General features: G+C 72.3%; 18 protein-coding genes. 11 read left to right on the plus strand and 7 right to left on the minus strand.

Annotated elements, in window-relative coordinates:
• Nucleotides 1-92: 92 nt before the first annotated feature.
• Entirely contained in the window at nt 93-848 is a 756-nt protein-coding gene (locus O5O46_RS14535; protein ID WP_269855806.1) for a TIGR03089 family protein, read from the minus strand.
• Nucleotides 849-1,016: 168 nt separating this feature from the next.
• On the opposite strand from O5O46_RS14535, the gene O5O46_RS14540 reads away from it, so the two are divergent.
• Entirely contained in the window at nt 1,017-2,276 is a 1,260-nt protein-coding gene (locus tag O5O46_RS14540) for a peptidoglycan recognition protein family protein (protein WP_269855807.1), read from the plus strand.
• Between the two features lie 136 nt (nt 2,277-2,412).
• On the opposite strand, the gene O5O46_RS14545 is transcribed toward O5O46_RS14540, so the two are convergent.
• The 4 genes from O5O46_RS14545 to O5O46_RS14560 all read right to left on the minus strand — a co-directional run bounded on the left by O5O46_RS14545 (nt 2,413) and on the right by O5O46_RS14560 (nt 6,451).
• Nucleotides 2,413-3,327 carry a DNA-3-methyladenine glycosylase family protein gene (locus O5O46_RS14545; RefSeq protein ID WP_269855808.1) on the minus strand — a complete coding sequence of 305 codons (915 nt, stop codon included), beginning with the start codon at nt 3,325-3,327 and terminating at the stop codon, nt 2,413-2,415.
• Nucleotides 3,328-3,545: 218 nt separating this feature from the next.
• Nucleotides 3,546-4,850 (minus strand): coenzyme F420-0:L-glutamate ligase, encoded by a 1,305-nt coding sequence (locus O5O46_RS14550; protein WP_269855809.1) that lies wholly within the window; start codon nt 4,848-4,850, stop codon nt 3,546-3,548.
• Nucleotides 4,847-5,809, minus strand: coding sequence for a 2-phospho-L-lactate transferase (cofD, locus tag O5O46_RS14555; protein ID WP_269855810.1), 963 nt, complete (start codon nt 5,807-5,809; stop codon nt 4,847-4,849). Before cofD ends, O5O46_RS14550 begins: the two co-directional genes overlap by 4 nt.
• Before the next feature lie 87 nt (nt 5,810-5,896).
• Nucleotides 5,897-6,451 (minus strand): cysteine dioxygenase, encoded by a 555-nt coding sequence (locus O5O46_RS14560; protein WP_269855811.1) that lies wholly within the window; start codon nt 6,449-6,451, stop codon nt 5,897-5,899.
• A gap of 725 nt (nt 6,452-7,176) precedes the next feature.
• Here O5O46_RS14560 and O5O46_RS14565 point away from each other — a divergent pair.
• The 3 genes from O5O46_RS14565 (at nt 7,177) to O5O46_RS14575 (ending at nt 12,833) form a co-directional block, all read left to right on the plus strand.
• The gene (locus O5O46_RS14565; RefSeq protein WP_255932689.1) at nt 7,177-7,440 is read left to right on the plus strand and encodes a WhiB family transcriptional regulator; all 264 of its coding nucleotides are present in this window, start codon (nt 7,177-7,179) and stop codon (nt 7,438-7,440) included.
• Nucleotides 7,441-7,587: 147 nt separating this feature from the next.
• Nucleotides 7,588-11,346, plus strand: a complete 3,759-nt coding sequence (locus tag O5O46_RS14570) for a glycosyltransferase family 2 protein (protein ID WP_269855812.1) — start codon at nt 7,588-7,590, stop codon at nt 11,344-11,346.
• Nucleotides 11,343-12,833: a DUF5719 family protein gene (locus O5O46_RS14575; RefSeq protein ID WP_269855813.1), complete on the plus strand. Its 1,491-nt coding sequence runs from the start codon at nt 11,343-11,345 to the stop codon at nt 12,831-12,833. Before O5O46_RS14570 ends, O5O46_RS14575 begins: the two co-directional genes overlap by 4 nt.
• Nucleotides 12,834-12,855: 22 nt before the next feature.
• Here the strand turns inward: O5O46_RS14575 and O5O46_RS14580 are convergent, their stop codons facing one another.
• Entirely contained in the window at nt 12,856-13,305 is a 450-nt protein-coding gene (locus O5O46_RS14580) for a metallopeptidase family protein (RefSeq protein ID WP_269855850.1), read from the minus strand.
• Between the two features lie 337 nt (nt 13,306-13,642).
• On the opposite strand from O5O46_RS14580, the gene O5O46_RS14585 reads away from it, so the two are divergent.
• From O5O46_RS14585 to manA, 5 genes are all read left to right on the plus strand, one after another.
• Nucleotides 13,643-14,053 (plus strand): DUF3499 domain-containing protein, encoded by a 411-nt coding sequence (locus tag O5O46_RS14585; RefSeq protein WP_269855814.1) that lies wholly within the window; start codon nt 13,643-13,645, stop codon nt 14,051-14,053.
• A gap of 151 nt (nt 14,054-14,204) precedes the next feature.
• Nucleotides 14,205-15,563 carry a phosphomannomutase/phosphoglucomutase gene (locus O5O46_RS14590; RefSeq protein ID WP_269855815.1) on the plus strand — a complete coding sequence of 453 codons (1,359 nt, stop codon included), beginning with the start codon at nt 14,205-14,207 and terminating at the stop codon, nt 15,561-15,563.
• 176 nt (nt 15,564-15,739) lie between these two features.
• A complete protein-coding gene (locus O5O46_RS14595) occupies nt 15,740-15,925 on the plus strand; it encodes a Trm112 family protein (protein ID WP_269855816.1) in 186 nt (61 codons plus the stop codon).
• 32 nt (nt 15,926-15,957) lie between these two features.
• Complete coding sequence (locus O5O46_RS14600) at nt 15,958-17,118, plus strand: SIS domain-containing protein (protein ID WP_269855817.1); 1,161 nt, start codon at nt 15,958-15,960, stop codon at nt 17,116-17,118.
• A gap of 58 nt (nt 17,119-17,176) precedes the next feature.
• A complete protein-coding gene (gene manA / locus O5O46_RS14605; RefSeq protein WP_269855818.1) occupies nt 17,177-18,376 on the plus strand; it encodes a mannose-6-phosphate isomerase, class I in 1,200 nt (399 codons plus the stop codon).
• A 48-nt stretch (nt 18,377-18,424) separates the two neighbouring features.
• On the opposite strand, the gene O5O46_RS14610 is transcribed toward manA, so the two are convergent.
• A complete protein-coding gene (locus tag O5O46_RS14610; protein ID WP_269855819.1) occupies nt 18,425-20,689 on the minus strand; it encodes a fructose-specific PTS transporter subunit EIIC in 2,265 nt (754 codons plus the stop codon).
• Between the two features lie 406 nt (nt 20,690-21,095).
• Between O5O46_RS14610 and ahcY the strand changes: the two genes are divergently transcribed.
• Complete coding sequence (gene ahcY, locus O5O46_RS14615; protein WP_269855820.1) at nt 21,096-22,553, plus strand: adenosylhomocysteinase; 1,458 nt, start codon at nt 21,096-21,098, stop codon at nt 22,551-22,553.
• Between the two features lie 153 nt (nt 22,554-22,706).
• Nucleotides 22,707-23,321, plus strand: a complete 615-nt coding sequence (locus O5O46_RS14620) for a hypothetical protein (RefSeq protein WP_269855821.1) — start codon at nt 22,707-22,709, stop codon at nt 23,319-23,321.
• The last annotated feature ends 305 nt before the right edge of the window (nt 23,322-23,626 follow it).

A 23,626-nucleotide genomic window follows, 5' to 3' on the forward strand; every position in this document is an offset into this window, starting at 1 on the left:
CCCCAACGCTCGGCGGTACGGATCCGTCGATCGTCCCCCGGATCGGCCGGTGCGGCCCGCGGGTGGGGGCCGAACGGGTGACGCCGCGGCGCTCAGAGGGCCGCGTGGGTGACGCGCTCGGCCTCCCGGCGGCGCTGGAGGGCGTCCGCGTCGAGCCGGTCCAGATGGCGGCAGAGCACCACCGAGCCACCCGCCGCCAGCGGCGCCAGCAGCCCGGCGGCCAGCCCCTGCCAGTCGTCGTAGTCGGCCGCCGACAGCAGCCGGGAGCCGGGGGTCAGCCCCAGTTCCTCGGCGCCGCGCCGGGCCCGCTCCACGACCTGCGCGCCGGTCAGCTCCTCGCCGCCGGGCAGCACCAGGGCGGGCGCGTCGGGGTCGACGGGGGAGTACGGGGCGAAGCGGTCGCCCTGGCTGGGTACCTCGACGGCGTAGTCCAGGAAGCCCTCCGGCGGCTGGGGGAAGCGGGCACCCAGCGGCCGCAGCGACAGCGCCACCCGCTCGCCGCGGCAGGCCCGGGCGGCCTCCAGGGTGTCCGGGCCGCTGACCACCAGGTCGGCGGCGGCCGGATCGCCGCCCGGTTCCGCGACCACGCCGGTGGAGAAGCAGGCGAGCAGCCAGGCGGCGGTCTGCCAGTGGGCGGGCAGCAGCAGCGCGACCCGGTCGCCGGGCTCGGCGGCCAGGTCGTCCTGGAGCAGGTTGGCGGTCTTGGCCACCCAGTTCGCGAAGGTGGCCACCGACAGCTCCACACGCTCGCCGGTGGCGTCGTCGTAGAAGGTCAGCAGCGGACGGGCGGGGTCCGCGGCGAGCGCGGAGCGCAGGAGGTCGGCCGGGGTGCGGGCGGTGTCGTTCACGCGGTCAGCGTACGTGCCCCGGCCGGGGGCGGGGCGGGGTTTCGCACGGCTCGGCCGCTGGTCAGACGCCGGTGTTCGAGTGGCTGGGCGGTGGCCTGACGGCTCCTCGGCTGACGGTGTGACATATAACGAGTCGCCATATTTGCCCGTTATGTCACTATTTAGGTCATGCGTGCATTCCTTGCTTCCGCGATCGGTGCCACCTGTGCGTGCACGGCCGCGCTCCTCGTACCCGCGTCCGTGCCCAGCGCGGCCTCCGCCTCCGTCCTGGGCAAGGCCCCCGCCACCAGCAAGGCCGCCGCCAGGGCGGCGTTGGGTGGCACCCACACCCTGCCCCTGACCCGTCTTCCGGCCGAACGCGGCCTCGCCCCGGGTGCCATGGGGCTGACCGCACGGGACGTCAAACCCTTCTCGATGCTCGGCATCACCTGGAACAGCGCGACCACCGGGCTCCAGGCCACCGTCCAGGTGCGCAGCCGGTCGGTGCGCACCGGCGCGTGGTCGCCCTGGCGGTCGGTGGAGGCCGAGAACGACGACGTGCCCGACCTCGACTCGCCCGACCGCGCCACCGGCCGGGCGCGCGGCGGCACCGCGCCGCTGTGGGTCGGCGACTCCAACGGCATCCAGGTCCGTGTCGTACCGCGGCCCAGCGGCCGTAGCGGGGGCAGTCCCGAACTCCCCGACGGGCTGCGGCTCGACATGGTCGACCCGGGCGCGCCCGACTCCGAGTCCGACGAGTCCGCGGAGTCGTCCGAGTCCGACGAGTCCGGTGACTCGGACGTCCTCGCCGCCGAGCCTGCGGAGCGGCAGGAGCCCAACAGGCACCTCGCGCCACGCCCGCGCATCGTGGTCCGGGCGGGCTGGCACGCCAACGAGCACCTGCGGTCCGGCGGGTTCCTCTACACCCGCACCGTGCGGGCGATCTTCGTCCACCACACCGCGACCGGCAACGGCTACCGGTGCTCCGACGTGCCCAGGATCATCCGCGGCATCTACCGCTACCACATCAGGAGCCGGGGCTGGCGGGACATCGGCTACAACTTCCTGGTCGACAAGTGCGGCACCATCTACGAGGGCCGCGCCGGTGGGGTGGGACGGGCGGTGATGGGCGCGCACACCCTCGGCTTCAACAAGAACACCGCCGGGATCGCCGTGATCGGCACCTTCAACCACCACCGTCCCAGCGCGGCGGCGCTGCGGGGGCTCGCCCAGATCTCCGCGTGGAAGCTGGGGCTCTACGGACGGAACCCGGTCGGCCACATCCGGTTGCTGTCCGGCGGCAGCAACCGCTACCGGCGCGGTGTGACGGCTCGGTTCAACGTCATCTCCGGGCACCGGGACGGGTTCACCACGGACTGCCCCGGCAAGAAGCTGTACGCGCGGCTGGCGGCGGTACGGGAGAGGGCGGCACGCCTGCAGGGCCGCTAGCCGCTTCGGCGTCCGCCCCCTTCCCGCCCACCCGTCCACCGTCGGCCTTCCGCTTGCCGACGCGCACCGCCCCGAACCGAAGACGGCGGAGCGCCACGGCGGGCGAAGGCCGACGGCAAGCGGGTGGGCGGGTCGGCTAGATCAGGCTGATGTCGTTGGGCGAGAAGCGCGGCGCGCGCCGCGGCGGCCGCTGACCCGCCAGCAGGATCAGACGCGCGGCGCGATGCCGCTGGCCCGCGTACGGCGCCAGCAACTCCAACATCGCCGCGTCGTCCGTGCGTTGCGCGCCGGTCAGCGCGTAGCCGATCACGTTCGGCAGATGCAGATCGCCCACGGTGATCGCGTCCGGCGCGCCGTGCGTGCGTTGCAGGGTCTCCGCCGCGGTCCACGGGCCGATGCCCGGTATCGCCTGTAGCCGCTCGGCCGCCTGCGCCGGAGTCATCAACACCGTCTCCTCCACCCGGCGGGCCGCCCGGGCGGCCCGCAGGATCGCGGCGGAGCGCTTGCCGTCGACGCCGGCGCGGTGCCACTCCCAGGACGGGATCAGCGCCCACGTCCTGGGTTCCGGCATGACGCGCAGGCCGGGCATGGGGCCGGGGGCCGGTTCGCCGTACCGGCGCAGCAGCAGGCGCCAGGCGCGGTACGCCTCGTCGGAGGTGACCCGCTGCTCCAGGATCGACGGGATCAACGATTCCAGCACCAGGCCGGTGCGGGCCAGGCGCAACCCGGGGTTGCGCCGGTTCATCTCGTGGACCAGGCGGTGCCGGGGAGTCAGCAGGGCTGGGTCGTCCCGCGACCCGAGCAGTTCCGGGAGCCGGTCGAGCAGCCATTCGCCGCCTGGCCCCCAGGCGGCGGCATCGACCTCGCCGTGGCACATCGTGACGCGGAGCGTGCCCGGACCCTCGGGTGTGCGGGAGGTACGCCACACCGACCCGTCATCGGCCACCCGGAAGGCGGGGTCGCCGGGGCCCCGGCCCAGCGGGCCGAGGGTGAGGCCGAGGTCGAGTGGACCGTCAGGCAGCCATCGTCGCGTCCGTGCGTCCTGAAACATCACCTTGAGCCTAAGCCCACCCATCCGCCCACCCGACCGCCCTCGGCCTTCGCTCGCCGTTGCGCACGGTTCGTTGTGGGTCGGTGGCGCGGGCGGACGGACGAGGGCCTGCGTCGCGCCGCTGACCGGACCCGCGCGGCGGTGCGCTCCGCCAAGCGCCAGCCGAACGGCAACCCGGGCGGGCGAGGAACGCCCCGAACCCCGGCGGGAGCGAACCGCTAAAGGACGACGGTGAAGTCTTCCACCTCACGCTCGCCCCGGGCGCCCGGCGCCACAGCGGGGCGGCCGATCGCGACCGCGCCCATCGGGTCCCACTCGGCCGGGAGGCCGAGAACCTCCCGGACCACGTCCCGGCAGAACATCGTCGACGACACCCACGCGGAGCCGAGCTGCTCGCCCGCCAGGGCGACCAGAAGGTTCTGCACGGCCGCCCCCGCCGCCACCACGAACATCTCCCGCTCGGCTGCGGCCCGCCGGGCGTCGGGGTAGTCGTGCGAACCGTCCATCACCAGGCACGGCACCACCAGGTACGGCGCCCGCCGCAGCACGTCCCCGCGGCGCAGGCGCCGCTCGATCCGCTCGGGCGAGAAGCCGTCCCGCTCAAGGTCCGCGGCCCAGGCGTCCCGCATCGCGTCGAGCAACCGGGTCCGCGCCTGCGCGGATTCCAGCAGTACGAACCGCCACGGAGTGGTGTGGTGCGGCGCCGGCGCGGTGAGCGCCGCAGCGACCGCGCGCCGCACGGCGCTGCCGTCGACCGGCTCGTCGGTGAACTCCCGTACCGTACGCCGCAGCGTGACCGCCTGCCGTAGGGCCTCGGAGGTGCCCAGGCGGAACATGTCGTCGGCCGCGCCGCGCGCCAACGCCTGTGCGCCCGGCCCGTCTTCACCGTCCGGGAGCACCTGCGCCAGCCCCCGTACCACCGCGACCGGCACTCCGGTGGCCTTGCCCTTGACCAGGTCCCCGGCCGCCGCCAGTTCGTCGGCGGTGGCGACGACCGTCGCGTTCAGCTCGTTGCCGTGCGCGTCGGTGCCACCGCGCATGTCGTCCAGCACCCGCAGTCCGGCCGCGCCGATGGCGACGTCGGTGAGGCCGTTGCGCCAGGGCCGTCCGAAGGTGTCGGTGAGCACGACGGCGACGTTGACGCCGAGCAGTTCGCGCAGTCCGGCGCGGATCCGCCGGGCCGACGCGTCCGGGTCCTCGGGCAGCAACAGCACGGTTCCGGCAGGGGTGTTGGAGGCGTCCACCCCGGCCGCCGCCATCACCAGGCCCTGCCGGTTCTCCACGATCCGCAGCGGACCGCGCCGGGCCACCAGCCGTACCGTCTCGGCGTCTATGGCCGCCTCGCGGTCGTCGGCGGTGACGATCCGGCCCTCGGCCTTGCTGACGATCTTCGAGGTGACCAGCAGCACGTCACCGTCCCGAAGCTCGGTGCCGGAGCCCGCGACCAGCTTGGCGAGGTCGTCGCCGGGCCGTACCTCGGGGATCCCGGGCATCGCCCGTACCTCGTAGGACGCCGCGCTCATGCCGCCACCTCCCGCGCCAAGTCCAGTGCCGCCCGGGCCATTTGGGCCGTCGCGTCGACATCGGTCATCAGCAGCGGCACCGCCCGGCAGCGGATCCCGGCGGACTCGACCTCCGGCACCGCCGCGGCGTCCACCGTGTCGACCAGCCAGCCGTCCAGCAGTCCGGAGCCGTAGTGCTCGGCGACCGCGGCCGCCGTGGCCTCGACGCCCACCGCGGCCAGCACCTTGTCGGCCATGCCGCGCACCGGTGCGTCGCCGACGATGGGGGACAGGCCCACCACCGGAACGCCGGCTTCCGCGATCGCCTCGCGGATCCCCGGTACAGCGAGGATCGTGCCGATGCTGACGACCGGGTTGGACGGCGGGAAGAGGATGACGTCGGCCTCGCCGATGGCCTCCAGCACACCGGGCGCGGGCTTGGCCTGGTCCGCGCCGACCGGCAGGACCGCGTGTGCGGGTACCGAGGCGTGCAGCCGTACCCAGTACTCCTGGAAGTGCACCGCCTTGCGTCCGCCGTCGTCGGGCGCGTCGACGACGACGTGCGTCTCGACACGGTCGTCGGTCATCGGGATCAGCCGCACGCCCGGTTGCCAGCGCGCGCACAGCGCCTCGGTGACGGCGCTGAGCGGATAGCCGGCGCCGATCATCTGGGTGCGGACGATGTGGGTGGCGAAGTCCCGGTCGCCGAGCCCGAACCACTCCGGGCCGACGCCGTAGGCGGCCAACTCCTCCTTGACCACGAAGGTTTCGTCGGTCCGGCCCCACCCCTGTTCCTCGTGGATGCCGCCGCCCAGGGTGTACATGACGGTGTCGAGGTCCGGGCAGACCTTGAGTCCGAACAGATGGATGTCGTCGCCGGTGTTACCGATGACGGTGATGTCCGCGTCAGGTGCCGCTGCCTTCAGACCCCGCAGGAAACGGGCGCCCCCGATACCTCCGGCCAAAACCACGATGCGCATGGGGACAGTCTGTCAGTCGAGGGCTGGCCGCTCCGGGGGTGGTGGCCCGGCGGCGGTTGGGGTTCACCGGTGGACGAGTGCCGGTCGTCAACCCAGCGAAGGCCCGGCACCAGCCTGTTCCGTATCGGTCCGCGCCCTGCACGCCGCATACGAGGTCATTTCGGTCAGACCCGGGAAGTAAACGTGCAGGCTGACCGCTGGCTCCAGTGCGTCGTTGACCACCTCGTGCACATATCCGGTGGAGAACACCCTTTGCCCGCCTGTGCGCAGCGTGCGCCGTGCCTCGCCGGAGCCGGTGAGCGCGCGCTCGGTCAACTCGCCCTCCAGGACGGTCACCACGCCCGAGGAGCGGCCGTGGTCGTGCAGCCCGCTGCCCTGCCCGGGAACCCAGCTCAGCAGCCACACCTCGTACCCGGGGCCGGTCTCCAGGCGTGCGTACCAGCGCGTGGTGGCGTCGTACCGCACCAGCGGCCGCCAACGGCCCTGATCGGCGGCGATGGTGCGGGCCAGGCGGGCGAACTCGGCGACGGTGGTCGGATGTCTGCGCACCGGCGGCAGCAGGTGTGGCAGGGCGAGGGGGTCACCGGCGATGGAGATGTCGGAGAGCTGGGGAGCCGGTTCGGCGGGATTGGCGCGGTACACGGGTGGTCCTAGCGGGGAGGAGCAGACGGTGGAGTGCGCTTGGGCTGCGCTGCGGGGCTTCGGCGGGCCGCGGGGTGAGCTCGGAGGGCTCGGCTGGCGCTGAGTACGGGGAAGCCTCGCGGAATCGCGGGTTCCGTCCCGGTGGGATCAGCGACGGATCAGCGGCAACAGCTGTGGTGGCAGCGACAGGAGAAAGAACCGTGGACCGGCACAACGCGGTGGAGCTCGCGGCGGCGAGCTCGGGCGGGCGTGTGGGTCACGAACGACATGGACTCAAGAAGACCGGTTGGTCGGCCCGTCTGTCAACTTGATGTCGGTTTTGCCGCCAATGTTTCACCTGAACCGGTTGGTCGGTCTGGTGAAAGGTTTGTGCAACGCGGCCTGGGGATACGTGCAGCGACAACCGACCGTGGGCTGCCGTTGCGCATCCGTGATCGGACCGTGATCCACCCCGGTCCGTCTAACGGGTGGAACGGTGCGGCGATCTGTCGCGTCTCAGTCGACATATGCGGGAGGTGGATCGAAGCGCCGAGCGGGCTGTGTCGGGTATTGGGCCGATTTGAACACTTTCTGCATGGCCTTGGTTCCTCGGAGTGAATAAGGGCCTCAATAGCAGATCTCGGCTTGACTGCCCCGGATCGCACGCTTGTAATTTCACTCGTGTCGTTAGGCCTCAATCGGTAACGACAGCATCACGGGGAAGCGACGACGGACGAGGGGCGCGCATGACCGAGCAGTTCCAGCTACTGCTGTCCGAGGAGGCGGAAGAGGAGCTCGGGTGGCAGGAACGCGCACTGTGCGCGCAGACCGACCCCGAATCGTTCTTTCCGGAGAAAGGCGGCTCCACCCGAGAGGCCAAGAAGGTCTGTCTCGCGTGTGAGGTGCGTTCCGAGTGCCTTGAATACGCACTCGCCAATGACGAGCGCTTCGGAATCTGGGGCGGACTTTCCGAGCGGGAGCGCCGCCGCCTGAAGAAGGCGGCCATCTGAGGGCCGCCGCATTCCGGGGGCCAAGCCCCCCGGACACCCCATGGGTTGCCGGTGAGCCGTTAGTGTGGGTGGCCGTCCGAGACACGTCAGGCCCGCAAGGCGCCGTACGCGTCCACCGCAGTCCAGCGAACCGGGGCCCGTACCTCGATGTCCGTGCACAGCCAACAGGGGGCGTACTCCGCCCGCACTCCTGAACCTGAGTTCCCGCGTCACATCGTCACCGCGGTGCTCGTCGCCCACGACGGCGCCCGTTGGCTGCCCGACGCGCTCGCCGGTCTGCTGGGCCAGACCCGACCGGCGCAGAGCGTCATCGCCTGCGACACCGGCAGCGCCGACGACACCGACCGGCTGCTCACCGAGGCGATCGGCGCCGACCGCGTGCTGCACCTCGCCCGCCGCACCGGCTTCGGTGCCGCGGTCGCCGAGGCCGTACAGACCTTCGGCCCGGTACCGCCGGAGGAGCTGCCGTACCTCCAACCGCCCAGCGCCTGGGACCCGGTGACCCGCACCTGGAACGACGACGCCTTCGAGCAGCGGGAGCAGCAGCAGCCGGAAACGGTGCAGTGGCTGTGGCTGCTGCACGACGACTGCGAGCCGGCGCCCGACGCCCTCGCTGAACTCCTGCGCGTCGCCGACTCCTCGCCGTCCGCCGCCGTGATCGGCCCCAAGGTGCGCAGCTGGTACGACCGCCGCGCGCTGCTCGAAGTGGGCGTCAGCATCGCCCGCAGCGGCCGCCGTTGGACCGGTCTGGAGCGCCGCGAACAGGACCAGGGGCAGCACGACCAGGTCCGCCAGGTGCTCTCGGTCTCCTCCGCGGGCATGCTGGTCCGCCGCGACATATGGGATGAACTCGGCGGATTCGACCGGCGGTTGCCGCTGATGCGCGACGACGTCGACTTCTGCTGGCGTGCCCAGAGCGCAGGGCACACCGTGCTCGTCGCCCCCGAAGCCGTACTGCGGCACGCCGAGGCCGCCTCCCGGGAACGCCGCACCGTCGACTGCGCCGGACGCTCCTCGGTCAACCCGCACCGGGTCGACAAGGCGGGCGCGGTCTACACCCTGCTGGCCAACGCCCGTGGCGTACTGCTGCCCTACGTGCTGCTGCGCGTCGTGCTCAGCACCCTGCTGCGCACCCTCGGCTTCCTGGTCGGCAAGGTCCCCGGGCAGGCGCTGGACGAGGTCGCCGGCCTGATCAGGGTGCTGCTGCGGCCCGGAAGGATCCTGGGCGCCCGCAAACGCAGGGGCCGCCCGGTGGTGGCCGCGGCCGAACTCAGACCGCTGTTCCCACCACCCGGCGCCACGCTGCGGGCCAGCGTCGAACAGGCCTACAGCAACCTCTCGGGCCGCTCCGAGCCCGACTCCTCCTCGGCCGGACGGCACGGCGGCGCCGTCGAGTCCGGGCCGGGCGACGAGGACGCCGACTACCTGGACGTGGAGCAGTTCGCCCGGCTGCGGCGGATCGCCCGCAAGCCCGCGCCCATGCTGTTCGCGGTTCTGCTGCTGGTCTCGCTGGTCGCCTGCCGCTCGCTGCTCGGCAGCGGCGCACTGACCGGCGGCGCCCTGCTGCCCGCCCCCGGCGGTGCCTCCGACCTGTGGGGCGCCTACGCGGGGGCATGGCATGCTGTCGGCACCGGCGACACCCAGGCCGCGCCGCCGTACCTGGCCCTGGTGGCGCTGCTGTCCACCGCACTGCTGGGCAGCACCGGGCTGGCACTGACGCTGCTGCTGGTGTGCTCGGTCCCGCTCGCCGGGCTCACCGCCTACTTCGCCTCCCGGCCACTGGTCGAGTCCCGGCTGCTGCGCGCCTGGGGCGCGATCGCCTACGCCTTCCTGCCCGCCGCCACCGGTGCGCTCGCCGCGGGCCGGCTGGGTACCGCGGTGCTGGCGGTCCTGCTGCCGCTGATGGCGCGGGCCGCCGTGGCGGCCGGCGGACTGCAACTCGGCGGGTCCGCCATCTCCCGTGGCACCAGGCCCAGTTGGCGGGCCACCTGGGCGTACGCGCTGCTGCTCACCGTCACCACCGCCTTCACCCCGGTGGTGTGGCCGGTCGCCGTGGCACTCGCCGTCGCCGTCCTGGTGCTGCGCGTGGCACGCGGGCAGACCGGGCTGCTGCTGCCCCAGGGGCTGCGCTTCCTCGCCGTACTGGCCACCCCGCTGGTGCTGTTGGCGCCGTGGTCGATGACGCTTCTGTCGCACCCGTCGTTCTTCCTGCGCGAGGCGGGGCTGCCGTACCGCGACGGCGCCGCCTCCGCGCTCGGCCTCGTCATGCTCAGCCCCGGCGGCCCCAAGGCCGCCACCGGCTTCCTGCTGGTCGGCCTGGTGCTCGCCGGACTCGCCGCGCTGCTGCGCGACGGGCGGCGGTTCGCCGTCCTCACGGCCTGGGCGGTCGCCCTCACCGGTCTGCTGGCCGCCGCGGTGCAGAACGGCTACCGGTGGCCCGGCCCCACCACCCTGCTGTACGGCTTGGGGCTGATCGCCGCCGCGGTGGTCGGCGCGGAGGACGCCAAGGCCCGTATCTCCGCGGCCGGTTTCGGCTGGCGGCAGCCGGTCGCCGGGCTCATCGCGCTGGCCGCCGCGGCGGCGCCGCTGATCGCCGCGGTCGGCTGGATGGCGGACGGCGCGGCCGGCCCGCTCCAGCGGCGCGACGCGGTACAGGTCCCGGCGTTCGTCGCCGAGGAGAGCTCCACCGCGGACCAGGCCCGCACGCTGGTGATCGCCGGTGACCCGGGCCATGTCCGGTACGTACTGGTGCGCGGCTCCGGGGCGCGCATGGGTGACGGCGAGATCGCCGCCGAGGCCGGGCACGACCCGGGGCTCGACGGCGTCGTCGCCAACCTGGTGGCCGGTTCCGGCGGCGACCAGACCAGCCAACTCGGCGACTACGCGGTGCGCTACGTGCTGCTCCAGCCGGGCGCGCCCGCCGAGATGGGCCGGGTGCTGGACAGCACGCCGGGGCTCACCAGGCTCAGCCAGAACGGCGGTACGGCGCTGTGGCGGCTGAACGACAACGTCTCGCGGATCACCATCGTCGCCCCCAAGGGCGCCGGCGGCACCGCGGCGGCACCGGTCCCGGTGGCCGCGGGCAAGGTCGAGGCGCACACCACGATCCCGTCCGGTCCCGCGGGCCGTACGCTGCGCGTCGCGGACACGGCCGACTCCGGCTGGCAGGCCACGCTGGACGGCAAGCCGCTGACCGCGACCACGGTCGACGGATGGGCGCAGGGCTTCCAACTCCCGGCGAACGGCGGCCGGTTGGACCTCACCTTCGCCGACCCCGTGACGCACACCGCATGGCTGTGGGCGCAGGGCTTCCTGGCGCTCGTGGTGGTCGTGCTGGCGCTACCGGGCCGCCGCCGTGACGTGGACGACGACCTGCCGGAGGACCTGGCCACCGCGACCGCGTCGATCCCGGCGCAGTCCACCGGCGGCGAGGGGCGCAGGGCCCGCCGCCTGCGCGCGGAGGCGGAGCGGGCCGCGCAGCCCGCCGAGCCGGTGGAGGACGTCGAGCCCGTCACGGCCGTGCCCCCGGAGCCTTCGGAGCCCGACCCGTACGCCGCCGTCCCGCACCAGGCCACCGCCCCGGAACAGGACCCGTACGGCGCGGTACCGCAGGTTCCGCACCAGCAGCAGGGCTACCAGGAGTGGAACGGATACGCCTACCCGGCCGCCCAGCCCGGCGAGTACGACCCGTACGCGGGCGACCAGTACCAGCAGCAACCCCCTTACCCGGGCGCCGAGTACGGCGAGTACGGCCAGAGCGGCGAGTACGGCACGTACGAGGACGGCGCGTACCAGGGCGGCGAGTACGTCGACCCGTACGGCTACCAGCAGCCGGCCCCGCCCTACGATCCGGCGTACGGCGCCGGTGAGTTCGGCCACCGCCGCGACGGGAGCGAACAGCAGTGAACCGCACCACCGTGTCCCTGATCGGCGTCGTGGCGGCGCTCGCCGCCGTCACCGGAGTGGCCACCGCCCTCGCGCCCGCCTCGAACGCGGGCAAGACGGCGCCAACAGTGGCCGTACGCAAGCCCGTTGAGCGCTCCGCGCTGCTCTGCCCGGCCCCGGCGGGGGTCGACGCGGCGTCCACCACGTACACCTCGTTCACCCCGGTGGGCAGCGGCGCGAGCGGTGGGGGGAGCGCGGTGCTGCAGCCGGGGCAGGCCGCGGACAGCTCCGGAAGCTCCGGCGGCGGTTCCAACGGCAAGCCGGTGGCGCCGCTCACCGACCCCGGCAAGCCCGCCACCGCCACCACCAACAAGACCACCGGTCCACTGATCGGCACCGCCGACGGGCGGTTCGCGCCCGGCTGGACGGTGCAGGAGACCACCACCATCGACGCCGGGCCCGGCCGCGGCATGCTCGGCACGTCGTGCACCGCGCCCGGCGCCGACTTCTGGTTCCCCGCCGCCAGCACCTCGGGCGACCGGCAGGACTACGTCCACCTCACCAACCCGGACGACACCGCCGCCGTCGTGGACATCGAGCTGTACGACAGCAACGGGCTGGTCAAGACCGGCAACGGCGAGGGCATCACCGTCCCCGGCGGGTCCAGCGTGCCGGTGCTGCTGTCCACCCTCACCTCCGCGCAGACCGCGGACCTGACCGTGCACGTCGCGGTGCGCACCGGGCGGGTGGCCGCCGCGGTCCAGGCGATGGACAGCAAGAACGGCAGCGACTGGCTGCCCGCCTCGGCGCCTCCGGCCACCAGCGCGGTACTGCCGGGCATCCCGGCCGACGCGACCTCGGTGCACCTGGTGGCGTACGCCACGGGCACCAACGACGCCGACCTGAAGGTGCAGTTGCTCACCCCGAGCGGTTCGATCGTTCCGGCCGGGCACGAGACACTGCACATCAAGAGCGGCATGACGACCGCCACCGATCTGCCGGGGCTGACCCAGGGACAGGTCGGTTCGCTGCGGCTCACCCCGACGGACTCCGGCAGCGCCGCGCCGTTCGTCGCCGCAGTGCGGGTCACCCGAGGCAAGGGCGCCTCCCAGGAGATGGCGTTCGTGCCCGGTGCGGGCGCCGTGGGACAACGAGCCTCGGTGGCCGAGAACCACGCGAAGGGGACCACGCTCTCGCTGGCCGCGCCCAGCGCGGACGCCACCGTCAAGATCACCAGCTCGGCCACGACCGACGGCGGCTCTCCGGTCAGCAAGACGGTCACCCTCAAGGCCGGTACGACCACCGCCATGTCCCCGCCCGACCCGGGCGGCAAGGGCACCTTCGCGGTGACGGTAGAACCGGTCTCCGGTGGCCCGGTCTACGCCTCCCGCATGCTCGCCGCGGACAACAACGGCGTCCCGGACTTCACCATCCAGCCGATGCCGGACGACGGCGGCACGGTGGCGGTGCCCAGCGCGGGGGAGGACCTCCAGGTACTGGAGCGGTAGCGGCCGGGGGCCTCGCCCCCGATCACTCCTCGCCGTAGCGCGGGTCCACGTTCTCCGGTGAGAGCCCGAGCAACTCCGCGACCTGCTCGACCACGACCTCGTGGACCAGCAGCGCCCGCTCGTCGCGGCCCTTGGCCCGGATCTCCACCGGCCGCCGGTAGACCACGATGCGGTTGCGCGGGCCCTTGCCCGAGGCGCCCGCGGTGATCAGCTGGCCGAGCGGGACGACGTCGGTTTCGGCCAGGTCCGGGGTGGGCGGCGGTACGTCCTGTACCGCGAACTCGACCTCCGCCAGCTGCGGCCAGCGGCGCTCCAGGCGTTCCGCGGCGTCCCGCACCAGGTCGTCGAAGGCGTCGGAACGGCTCACCGACAGCGGCACCTGAGGCGGCGCGAGCGGTCCGCGCATACCGCGCCCATGGCGGTCGCGCCGACGGGCCGCCCGCTCAGTGGGGGGCGGAACAGGGGTGTCCATCATGTCGAAGCGTAGCCGTCACCGTGCGGGGCATGGTGACGGCACGGTATTGGATCTCCCTACGGGCGCGGGACGTGGCGCCGGGAGCGGGTGGGGCTTCGCCCAGGCGGCTTACAACCGGTGTTATGTCGGGCAATGTGCGTTCGGGGTGCAAACGAGACCGCACATATCCGCATCGCTGATCGTGCGACATACCACAATTGGCGCGATTTGCTCCGCCCGTTGACCGCCTCCGAAAGCGGCTCTGGCCATTGCTTGGGCCTGCCGTGCAGGTAGGACCGTACGTCACAAGATCGGGCGATCCCGGTGAACCAGGACGACACGAGCGGGTGAGGTCGTGGAGAGTCGTCGCGGCCCGCTCAAGAGTGCGGTACCGTCCAACGTCGTGAGCCCTGTACGTCGTTGTTCGCGCACCGCGTGCGGTCGTCCCGCCGTCGCGACGCTGACGTACGTCTACGCGGACTCGACGGCCGTCCTCGGCCCGCTCGCCACCTACGCCGAGCCGCACTGCTATGACCTGTGCTCCGAGCACTCCGCCCGGCTGACCGCCCCCCGCGGCTGGGAGGTCGTCCGGCTCGCCGTCGACTCCGGGCCCACCCGCCCCACCGGCGACGACCTCGAAGCATTGGCCAACGCCGTGCGGGAGGCGGCCCGCCCCCAGGACCGGCCGCAGGCCACCCGTGAGGGGGACCCCGTGGAGGTCGCCCGGCGCGGCCATCTGCGGGTGCTGCGCTCGCCCGAACCGTAGGTCAGCGGCACCCCGCCCCCACCGTTGGGGTGGGCGCCGCCCCCGGTTCACCGGACGTACGCCAAGGGCACTCAGTTTCGCCGGGTAGGTTGGGGGGCCAGTTGTCCACCCCCGTGCCGCGTCGCCCGGCGCTGTTGAACCTGGAGCCGCTGTGCCCGACCTGAGTCAGATCGTGAAGGCGTACGACGTCCGCGGTGTCGTCCCGGACCAGTGGGACGAGGAGCTCGCCGAGCTGTTCGGCGCGGCCTTCGCCACAGTGACGGGCGCCGACGCGATCGTCGTCGGCCACGACATGCGCCCGTCCTCCCCGGGCATGGCCCGCGCCTTCGCCGAGGGCGCCGCCTCCCGTGGCGCCGACGTCACCGAGATCGGGCTGTGCTCGACCGACCAGCTGTACTTCGCCTCCGGCGAGCTCGACCTGCCCGGCGCGATGTTCACCGCCAGCCACAACCCGGCCCAGTACAACGGCATCAAGATGTGCAAGGCGGGCGCCGCCCCCGTGGGCCAGGACACCGGCCTCGCCGAGATCCGCGAGCTGGCCGAGCAGTGGCTGGAGACCGGCCTGCCCGCCACCGACGCCACCCCGGGCACCATCACCCAGCGCGACGTGCTCGCCGACTACGCCGGATACCTGCGCCAGCTGGTCGACCTCAGCGGCATCCGCCGGCTGAAGGTAGCGGTCGACGCCGGAAACGGCATGGGCGGCCACACCGTGCCCACCGTCTTCGACGGCCTGCCCATCGACCTCACCCCGATGTACTTCGAGCTCGACGGCACCTTCCCCAACCACGAGGCCAACCCGCTCGACCCCAAGAACCTGGTCGACCTCCAGCACAAGGTCCGCGAGGTCGGCGCCGACATTGGCCTGGCCTTCGACGGCGACGCCGACCGCTGCTTCGTCATCGACGAGCGCGGCGAGCCGGTCTCCCCGTCCGCGATCACCGCCCTGGTCGCCGCCCGCGAACTGGCCAAGCACCCCGGCGAGACGATCATCCACAACCTGATCACCTCCTGGTCGGTGCCCGAGGTCGTCAAGGAGCACGGCGGCCAGGTGGTGCGCACCCGCGTCGGCCACTCCTTCATCAAGCAGGAGATGGCCCGCACCGGCGCGATCTTCGGCGGCGAGCACTCCGCGCACTACTACTTCCGGGACTTCTGGAAGGCCGACACCGGCATGCTCGCCGCGCTGCACGTCCTCGCCGCGCTCGGCGGCCAGCAGCGCCCGCTGTCCGAGCTGGTCGCCGAGTACGACCGGTACGCCGCCTCCGGTGAGATCAACTCCACCGTCGCCGACCAGGCCGAGCGCACCGCCGCGGTGCGCGCCGCGTTCGACGGCCGCGAGGGGGTCTCCTTCGACGAACTGGACGGCCTGACCGTCACCGGCGGCGACTGGTGGTTCAACCTGCGCCCCTCCAACACCGAGCCGCTCCTCCGGCTCAACGTCGAGGCCCGGGACACCGCCACCGTCGAGCGGCTGCGCGACGAGGTCCTGGCGATCGTCCGCGCCTGAACCACCCGCTTGGCGGGGGTCCGGGGATCCTTCCCCGGACCCCCGCCGGACCCCTCCCGGCGGTACGCTGACCACGCCGTACCGACAACGGCGCGGCCACACGACCAGGCGGCCCGGTCGCCGCACCGGCCCGTACCGCCCTACCATCCATCACCCGCCGAAGAGGACACGCCCCCATGCCGCTCGAAGCCAGCCTCCTGGAGATCCTCGCCTGCCCGGCCTGCCACGCCCCGCTCCGCCAGAGCGCCGCCGACGCCGCCGAGCCCGAGCTGATCTGCACCGGCGAGACCTGCGGCCTGGCCTACCCGGTACGGGACGACATCCCGGTGCTCCTCATCGACGAGGCCCGTCGCCCGGCATAACCGGGCGCGACGGCACCAGGCCGGAGGACACGATGCTCGACGAGGCCCTGCTCGACAGTCCCGACGCCCTAGCCCGTGCGGACACCGGCGGGCTGCTGCCCAGCGTGGCCGCGGCAGGCGCCCGGGTGAGAACCGCCGCCCGGGCCGCGGCAGAGGCCGGGCTCGGCGACCTCAAGCCCGACGGCCGCCCGCGCACCCTCCTCATCGCCGGTCCCGGCTCGGCCCCCGGCCAGCTCGCCGACCTGCTCGGCGGCCTCGCCGCCTGCCCCGTCCTACCGCTCGCCCCCACCGGCAGCGCCCCCACCGCACAGGAACTGCGCTGGACGCTGCCCGGCTGGGCCGGACCGCTCGACCTGCTGCTGCTCACCACCGCCGACGGCACCGAACCGGGCCTTACCGGCCTCGTGGAGCAGGCCTACCGGCGCGGCTGCACGGTCGCCGGAGTCGCCCCGTCCGGAACCCCGCTGACCGGCGCGCTCCAGCAGGCGCACGGCCTGGCGCTGCCCTTCGCACCGCCGCCGTACCGCCCGACCGCCACCGAGGCCTACGACGCCGCCCACGGCACGGAACCAGATGTTCCACCGGATCCGGGAGCGTTCTGGGCGCTGCTCACCCCGCTGCTCTCACTCGCCGACCGGATGGGGCTGCTGTCCGCCCCGCCGGACGTCGTGGCGGCCGTCGCCGACCGGCTCGACGCCGCCGCGGAACGCTTCGGCCCGGCCGCCGAGACCTACCGCAACCCGGCCAAGGCCCTCGCCGTCGAACTCGCCCACTCCCTACCGCTGGTGTGGAGCGAGGGCGCCACCGTCGCCCCGGCCGCCCGCCGCTTCGCCGCCGTCCTGACCTCACTGGCGGGCCGCCCGGCACTCGCGGCGGCACTGCCCGAGGCCATCGCGGAACACCGCGCGCTGCTCGACGGCACCCTGACCCCCGCCGGTGACGACCTCGACGACTTCTTCCGCGACCGCGTCGAGGAACCCGACGGACTACGGCTGCGGATCGTGCTGCTGCGCGAACCGGAGACCGAGCCCGCCACCGCGGCCGTCGAAGCGGCCAACGCCCACGGCACACCGCTCAGCGAGATCGACGCGGCCGACGGCAGCCCCGCCGAAACCCTCGCCGAACTTCTCGCCCTCACCGATTTCGCCGCCGTTTACCTGGCGCTCACCCCGGCTGAGGGATCATCGGCATGACGCCGCCGTGCGCCCGAAGGACGCACCCGACACGCACCGAATAGGAACACCTGACCGCATGGACCGCCTCGTCAACACCGTGCGCCCCTACGCCTGGGGCTCCACGACCGCCATCCCCGAACTGCTGGGCACCGAACCCACCGGTGAACCGCAGGCCGAACTGTGGATGGGCGCTCACCCCGGCGCGCCCTCGCGACTCGACCGCGGCACCGGCCTGGCGCCGCTCAACGAGATCATCGACGCGGATCCGTACGGCGAACTCGGCAAGCCCGCCGTCGAACGCTTCGGCCCCCGGCTGCCGTTCCTCCTCAAGGTGCTGGCGGCCGGAGCCCCGCTGTCCGTCCAGGTGCACCCGGACCTCGAACAGGCCAAGGCCGGATTCGCCGACGAGGAGGACCGCGGCGTCCCCGTCGACGCACCGCACCGCAACTACAAGGACGCCAACCACAAGCCGGAGATGATCTGCGCGCTGACGCCCTTCGACGGGCTGTGCGGCTTCCGGCACCCCGCCGAGGCCGCCGAACTCCTCGAAGGCCTGGGCGTCAACTCCCTCAAGCCGTACGTGGACATCCTGCGCGCCCGCCCCGAGGACGAGGCACTGCGCGAGGTCCTCGCCGCCGTACTGGGCGCCGACCGCGAGGAGATGGCCGGGACCGTCGAGGAGGCCACCGAGGCCGCGGCCCGACTCGCCACCGAGGACGGCAGGTTCGCGGACGACTACGCCGCCTACGCGTCCGCCGCCGACCACTTCCCGGGCGACCCCGGCGTCATCGCCGCCATGCTGCTCAACCACGTACGACTGCAGCCCGGCGAGGCGCTCTACCTCGGCGCCGGAGTGCCGCACGCCTACCTGGGCGGACTCGGTGTGGAGATCATGGCCAACTCCGACAACGTGCTGCGCTGCGGCCTCACCCCCAAGCACATCGACGTCCCCGAACTGATGCGCATCGTCCGCTTCGAGTCCGGCGACGCGGGCGTGCTGCGCCCGGAGGACAGCGGTGACGGCGAAGAGGTCTATGACACCCCGATCGACGAGTTCCGGCTCTCCCGCTACACCCTCGCCCCCGGCGGCCGCCCCCGCTCCCTCGGCGACCGCACCCCGCAGATCCTGCTGTGCACCGCGGGCGAGGTGACGCTGCACGGACCCGGCGACACCCAACTCACCCTGGGGCGCGGTGAGTCGGCGTTCGTCCCGGCCGACGAGCGGGTCACGCTCGACGGTGCGGGCACGCTCTTCCGCGCGACCGTCGTCGCCTGACGCCGGGTACGCCCCCGGCAGCTCCGGTGAGCAGCCGGGGGCGTCGCGCTACCGCACCTCCGACAGCACCCGCATGATCTCGGCACGGGTCGGCGCGGTCGCCAACCGCTCGCGGAAACCGGTGTCCATCAGCTTGCGGGACAGCAGCGCCAGGATTCGCAGATGCTCGTCCCCGGCCGCCGCCTCCGGCACCGAGATCATGAAGACGAGCTTCGCCTTCGTCCCGTCCAGGGCGCCCCACTCGATCCCCTCGCCGGACCGCGCGAACCCGACCACCGGCGCGGTCACCGCATCCGTCTTGGCATGCGGTATCGCGATCTCCTCGCCGAGACCCGTGGTCCCCTGCGCCTCCCGGGCCAGCGCGGCGGCCACCAGGGCGTCGACATCGGCGACCTTCCCGGTCTGCGCCAACAACCCGGCCATCTCCCGTATCGCGGACTCCTTGTCGCTCGCGGTCAGCTCCTCGCGCACGGTCCGCTCGGTCAGATAGCCGGACAGTACCTCTGTCTCGAGCGGCGCGGCGACAGCGGTTGCGGCGGCGGGCGGTTCCTCGGCCAGGGAATCGGCAGGGCCCGGTGCGGTTGCCGGGGGCACGCTCGGTTCGGCGGTGGCCGGGGGGACGGCCACGGCGGTGGCCGCGCCCGGTTCTGCGGTGGCCGGGCCCTCGGCCACGGCGATGGGAGCCGCGCTGGTGGCGACGGGTTCAGCGGCGGCGGGGGACTTCGCCGTGGCGTCGACCGCCGCGGCCGTCGCGGTCACCACGGCCGGGGCAACCGGCCCGGCGCCGGCCGGCGTGGACGCCGAACTCCCGGCACCGGCCAGGGCGGGCTCCGGGACCGCCACCGGCAGCGGATCGGTGGACGGCGCGGCGTCCCCGCGCTCCTCAAGCGAGACCAGGGACACCGTCGTCAACGCGGTCACCACCGTGCCGATCGCCACGGCGACGAAGAAGACCGGCACACCGCCGACCGCGCCGAGTACCGCCACGATCGGCCCGCCGTGCGGCACCGCGTCCTTCACCCCGGCCATCCCCGCGACGGCACCGGCCACCGCGCCACCGAGCATGTTCGCCGGAATGACCTTCGCGGGCCGCGCGGCGGCGAACGGAATCGCACCCTCGGAGATGCCGAAGCAGCCCATGAACAGGGCGGCGATACCGGTCTCGCGCTCCTGGGCGGTGTACAGACGGCGCCGCACCAGCGTCGCCAGGCCCTGACCGAGCGGCATCACCGGGATCGCCGCCGCGCACATGCCCATGACCGTCTGGTTGCCGGAGGCGATCAGCCCTGCGCCGAACAGGAACGCCGTCTTGTTGACCGGGCCGCCCATGTCGAAGGCGATCATCAGGCCCAGGATCGCGCCCAGCACGATCGCACTGGACCCCGTCATCCCGCTGAGCCAGCTCGTCAGGTGTGCGAACACCCACGAGATCGGCCTGCCGATGACATAGATGAAGAACAGGCCCAGAGCGGTCGTGGCCACGATCGGGATCACGATGATCGGCATGATCGGCTGCACGAACTTCGGGACCCTGACCTTCTTGATCCACACCACCAGATAGCCGGCGAGGAACCCGGTGACAATCGCCCCGATGAAGCCGGCACCCGCCTTGGAGTCGTACAGCGCACCGGTGTTGGCTATCCAGCCGCCGATCATGCCCGGCACCAGCGCGGGCCGGTCCCCGATCGCATAGGCGATGTAGCCGGACAGGATCGGCACCATCAACGTGAAGCCGATCGTGCCGATGTCGTTCACATGCGCCCAGAAGCTGTCCTTCGGGATGACCAGACCGCCCGACGGGTCCGGATGGCCGCCCAACGCCAACGAGACCGCCAACAGCAGACCGCCGACCACCACGAACGGGATCATGTAACTGACGCCGTTCATCAGCGCCTTGTACGTGACGCCGCGTTCCCCGCCGCGGACGTCACCACCGGACGGCGCGCCGCCGTTGCCCGCGTGGACCGGCGCGCTGCGCACCCGTTCGATCAGCCGCTCCGGATGGCTGATGCCCTCGGAGACCCCGACACTGAGCACCCGCTTGCCGACGAAGCGACTGAGGTCGACGTCCTTGTCCGCCGCGACGATGATCCCGTCGGCATGCCTGACATCGTTGTCAGTCAACACGTTCTCGGCGCCGATCGAACCCTGTGTCTCGACCTTCATCTCGACCCCGAGCGCCTGCGCGGCCTGCTGCAACTTCTCCGCGGCCATATAGGTGTGCGCGATGCCGGTGGGACAGGCGGTTATCGCGAGCAGCCTCAACCCCTCGCGGGTCCCCGCGTCCTTGGGGGGATCGGCGGGCCTCGTCACGTCGTATCTCCTTCAGCCGTCCGTACGCGAGTGCCAAGTGTGTTCTCGCGTCGATCGCATCCTGCAACACGCTGGGAAGAAAGCGAAAGTTGGCGAACGCCCTCGATATCACCAAGGACGAGTGTCGACCGAGCCCGTGAACGCGCCCCGGACTTCCTCGACGGACTGGGGCCCGCTGGGCCGTTCGGTGTAGATTCGTCAGCGAAGCCAGACGTCGCTGCTGATGGCGGTCGGGCGGTCCCGAACGCGCGGACCGACCGAGGGAGAGAGGGCCTCCGACGGGCTGGGCTGCGGTACGAGGACCGGCACCCCCGGTCCTTTTCGGCGCGTCCGCCCGGACCCGCCGCACGGCCGCAGCGGACAGACCGATGCCCACCCTCGACCCGATCCGCGAGGAGCACACCGCATGACGTCGACCTCCACCAGCCCCGACTTCAAGGTTGCCGACCTTTCCCTGGCATCCTTCGGCCGCAAGGAGATCACGCTCGCCGAGCACGAGATGCCCGGCCTCATGGCGATCCGCAAGGAGTACGCCGAAGCCCAGCCGCTCGCCGGCGCCCGCATCACCGGCTCGCTGCACATGACCGTGCAGACCGCCGTCCTCATCGAGACCCTGGTCGCGCTGGGCGCCGAGGTCCGCTGGGCCTCCTGCAACATCTTCTCCACCCAGGACCACGCCGCCGCGGCCATCGCCGTCGGCCCCAACGGCACGCCGGACAACCCCCAGGGCGTCCCGGTCTTCGCGTGGAAGGGCGAGACCCTGGAGGAGTACTGGTGGTGCACGGAACAGGCCCTGACCTGGCCGAACAGCCCCACCGGCGGCCCCAACATGATCCTGGACGACGGCGGTGACGCCACCCTGCTCGTCCACAAGGGCGTCGAGTTCGAGAAGGCCGGATCGGCCCCCGACCCGTCCACCGCGGACAACGACGAGTACCGCATCATCCTGCAGCTGCTCAACCGCACCCTCGCCGAGAACCCCAACAAGTGGACCCGCCTCGCCTCGGAGATCCGCGGTGTCACCGAGGAGACCACAACCGGCGTCCACCGCCTCTACGAGATGCAGCAGGCGGGCTCGCTGCTCTTCCCGGCGATCAACGTCAACGACGCGGTCACCAAGTCCAAGTTCGACAACAAGTACGGCTGCCGCCACTCCCTGATCGACGGCATCAACCGCGCCACCGACGTCCTCATCGGCGGCAAGGTCGCCGTCGTCTGCGGCTACGGCGATGTCGGCAAGGGCTGCGCCGAGTCGCTGCGCGGCCAGGGCGCCCGCGTCATCATCACCGAGATCGACCCGATCTGCGCCCTGCAGGCCGCCATGGACGGCTACCAGGTCACCACCCTGGACGAGGTCGTCGAGATCGCCGACATCTTCGTCACCACCACCGGCAACCGGGACATCATCATGGCCAGTGACATGGCCAAGATGAAGCACCAGGCCATCGTCGGAAACATCGGCCACTTCGACAACGAGATCGACATGGCGGGGCTCGCCAACATCCCCGGCATCGTCAAGACCGAGGTCAAGCCCCAGGTCCACACCTGGACCTTCCCCGACGGCAAGACCCTGATCGTGCTGTCCGAAGGCCGCCTGCTCAACCTGGGCAACGCCACCGGTCATCCCTCGTTCGTGATGTCCAACAGCTTCGCGAACCAGACCATCGCCCAGATCGAGCTGTTCACCAAGCCCCAGGCCTACCCCACCGGCGTCTACGTGCTCCCCAAGCACCTGGACGAGAAGGTGGCCCGCCTCCACCTCGACGCCCTCGGCGTCAAGCTCACCACCCTGCGCCCCGAGCAGGCCGCCTACATCGGCGTCCCGGTCGAGGGCCCGTACAAGCCGGACCACTACCGCTACTGATCCGGCCAACGCCGCCCGGACCAACCGGCCGCGGATCCAGCGCACCAATGATCCGCAGGCCGACCACCCGGTCAGCACCGATGCACCGAGCGCGGGCCCCCGTCGGTACTCCCGGCGGGGGCCTCGCCCTTCGGAGAACCGAAAGCCCCCACCATGCCCCGCGGTCGCTACTCGTTCTACGACACGCACGATCACACCCCCCTCGGCGAAGAGAACTTCCACTGCGCCACCGGCACCTCCGGCTGGCGCTACACCGCCCGCACCACCACGCCGAACGGCCAGGAAGCGGGATCCGTCGACCTCACCATCGACGATCTCGGCCGACCCATCCGGCTCGAACTCCACGCGGGCGGATGGCAGGTACGCGGCGCCGCACTGGACGGCGTGACCTGGGTCCGCACCGACCCCACCGGCGAGCACGCCCAGGAGGGAAACGCCGCCGCCCACGCCTTCACCGGGGCGTCCCCTGCCTTCCTGGTCGCCACCGCGCGGCTACTGCGCCTCTCCCCGGGCGCCCCCGCGACCCGCGTCCGGCTCGTCGCACTCACCTCCCCCGTCCTCGCACCCCGGACCCTCGACCAGTCCTGGGCCTTGAGAGACAGGACAGCACACGCCACTGACAACGGCCCGCTGGTCGTGGACGAGTACCAGGTCAGCGACCTGCAGACCGGCGAGCAGAGCACGGTCCACCTCGCGGGGGACGTCGTGCTCGCCGCCCCCGGCATCGAGCTGGAGAACCTGGAGAGCCCGCCTTCCACGTTCGGGTGACGGCCGCGCTGCCGGGCGATGGCCGGCCGGTGGCCGCACGATGTGCAAACAGCCCGGCTGACCTGCTAATCTTCAGCACGCCTCGCAAAACCCGTTGACACGGGTGGAGGGGGGAGGTAGGGTCTAACGGTTGTCACGAAGTAGACATACGAGTGGCGGTCCGGGTAGTCTCTACCCCGCTTCACGGAATTGGATCCGAGAAGCACCGCAACACCTCTTCCGAATTACTAACGGAAATGCGAACGCCGATTGGCTCGGCGGAAAGCGGATCTGATAGTGTCGGAGGCACCGGAAAGCGAAAGCCA

This window comes from Streptomyces sp. RPT161 (assembly GCF_027533845.1).
GTDB lineage: Bacteria > Actinomycetota > Actinomycetes > Streptomycetales > Streptomycetaceae > Streptantibioticus_A > Streptantibioticus_A silvisoli_A.

Excerpts from the sequence above, each read along its gene's own strand:
- O5O46_RS14545 (WP_269855808.1), bottom strand. The coding sequence starts at position 3,327 with ATGTTTCAGGACGCACGGACGCGACGATGGCTGCCTGACGGTCCACTC.
- O5O46_RS14620 (WP_269855821.1), top strand. The coding sequence starts at position 22,707 with ATGCCCCGCGGTCGCTACTCGTTCTACGACACGCACGATCACACCCCC.
- O5O46_RS14570 (WP_269855812.1), top strand. The coding sequence starts at position 7,588 with ATGTCCGTGCACAGCCAACAGGGGGCGTACTCCGCCCGCACTCCTGAA.
- ahcY (WP_269855820.1), top strand. The coding sequence starts at position 21,096 with ATGACGTCGACCTCCACCAGCCCCGACTTCAAGGTTGCCGACCTTTCC.
- O5O46_RS14540 (WP_269855807.1), top strand. The coding sequence starts at position 1,017 with ATGCGTGCATTCCTTGCTTCCGCGATCGGTGCCACCTGTGCGTGCACG.
- O5O46_RS14595 (WP_269855816.1), top strand. The coding sequence starts at position 15,740 with ATGCCGCTCGAAGCCAGCCTCCTGGAGATCCTCGCCTGCCCGGCCTGC.
- O5O46_RS14580 (WP_269855850.1), bottom strand. The coding sequence starts at position 13,305 with ATGGACACCCCTGTTCCGCCCCCCACTGAGCGGGCGGCCCGTCGGCGC.
- manA (WP_269855818.1), top strand. The coding sequence starts at position 17,177 with ATGGACCGCCTCGTCAACACCGTGCGCCCCTACGCCTGGGGCTCCACG.
- O5O46_RS14565 (WP_255932689.1), top strand. The coding sequence starts at position 7,177 with ATGACCGAGCAGTTCCAGCTACTGCTGTCCGAGGAGGCGGAAGAGGAG.
- O5O46_RS14550 (WP_269855809.1), bottom strand. The coding sequence starts at position 4,850 with ATGAGCGCGGCGTCCTACGAGGTACGGGCGATGCCCGGGATCCCCGAG.
- cofD (WP_269855810.1), bottom strand. The coding sequence starts at position 5,809 with ATGCGCATCGTGGTTTTGGCCGGAGGTATCGGGGGCGCCCGTTTCCTG.
- O5O46_RS14600 (WP_269855817.1), top strand. The coding sequence starts at position 15,958 with ATGCTCGACGAGGCCCTGCTCGACAGTCCCGACGCCCTAGCCCGTGCG.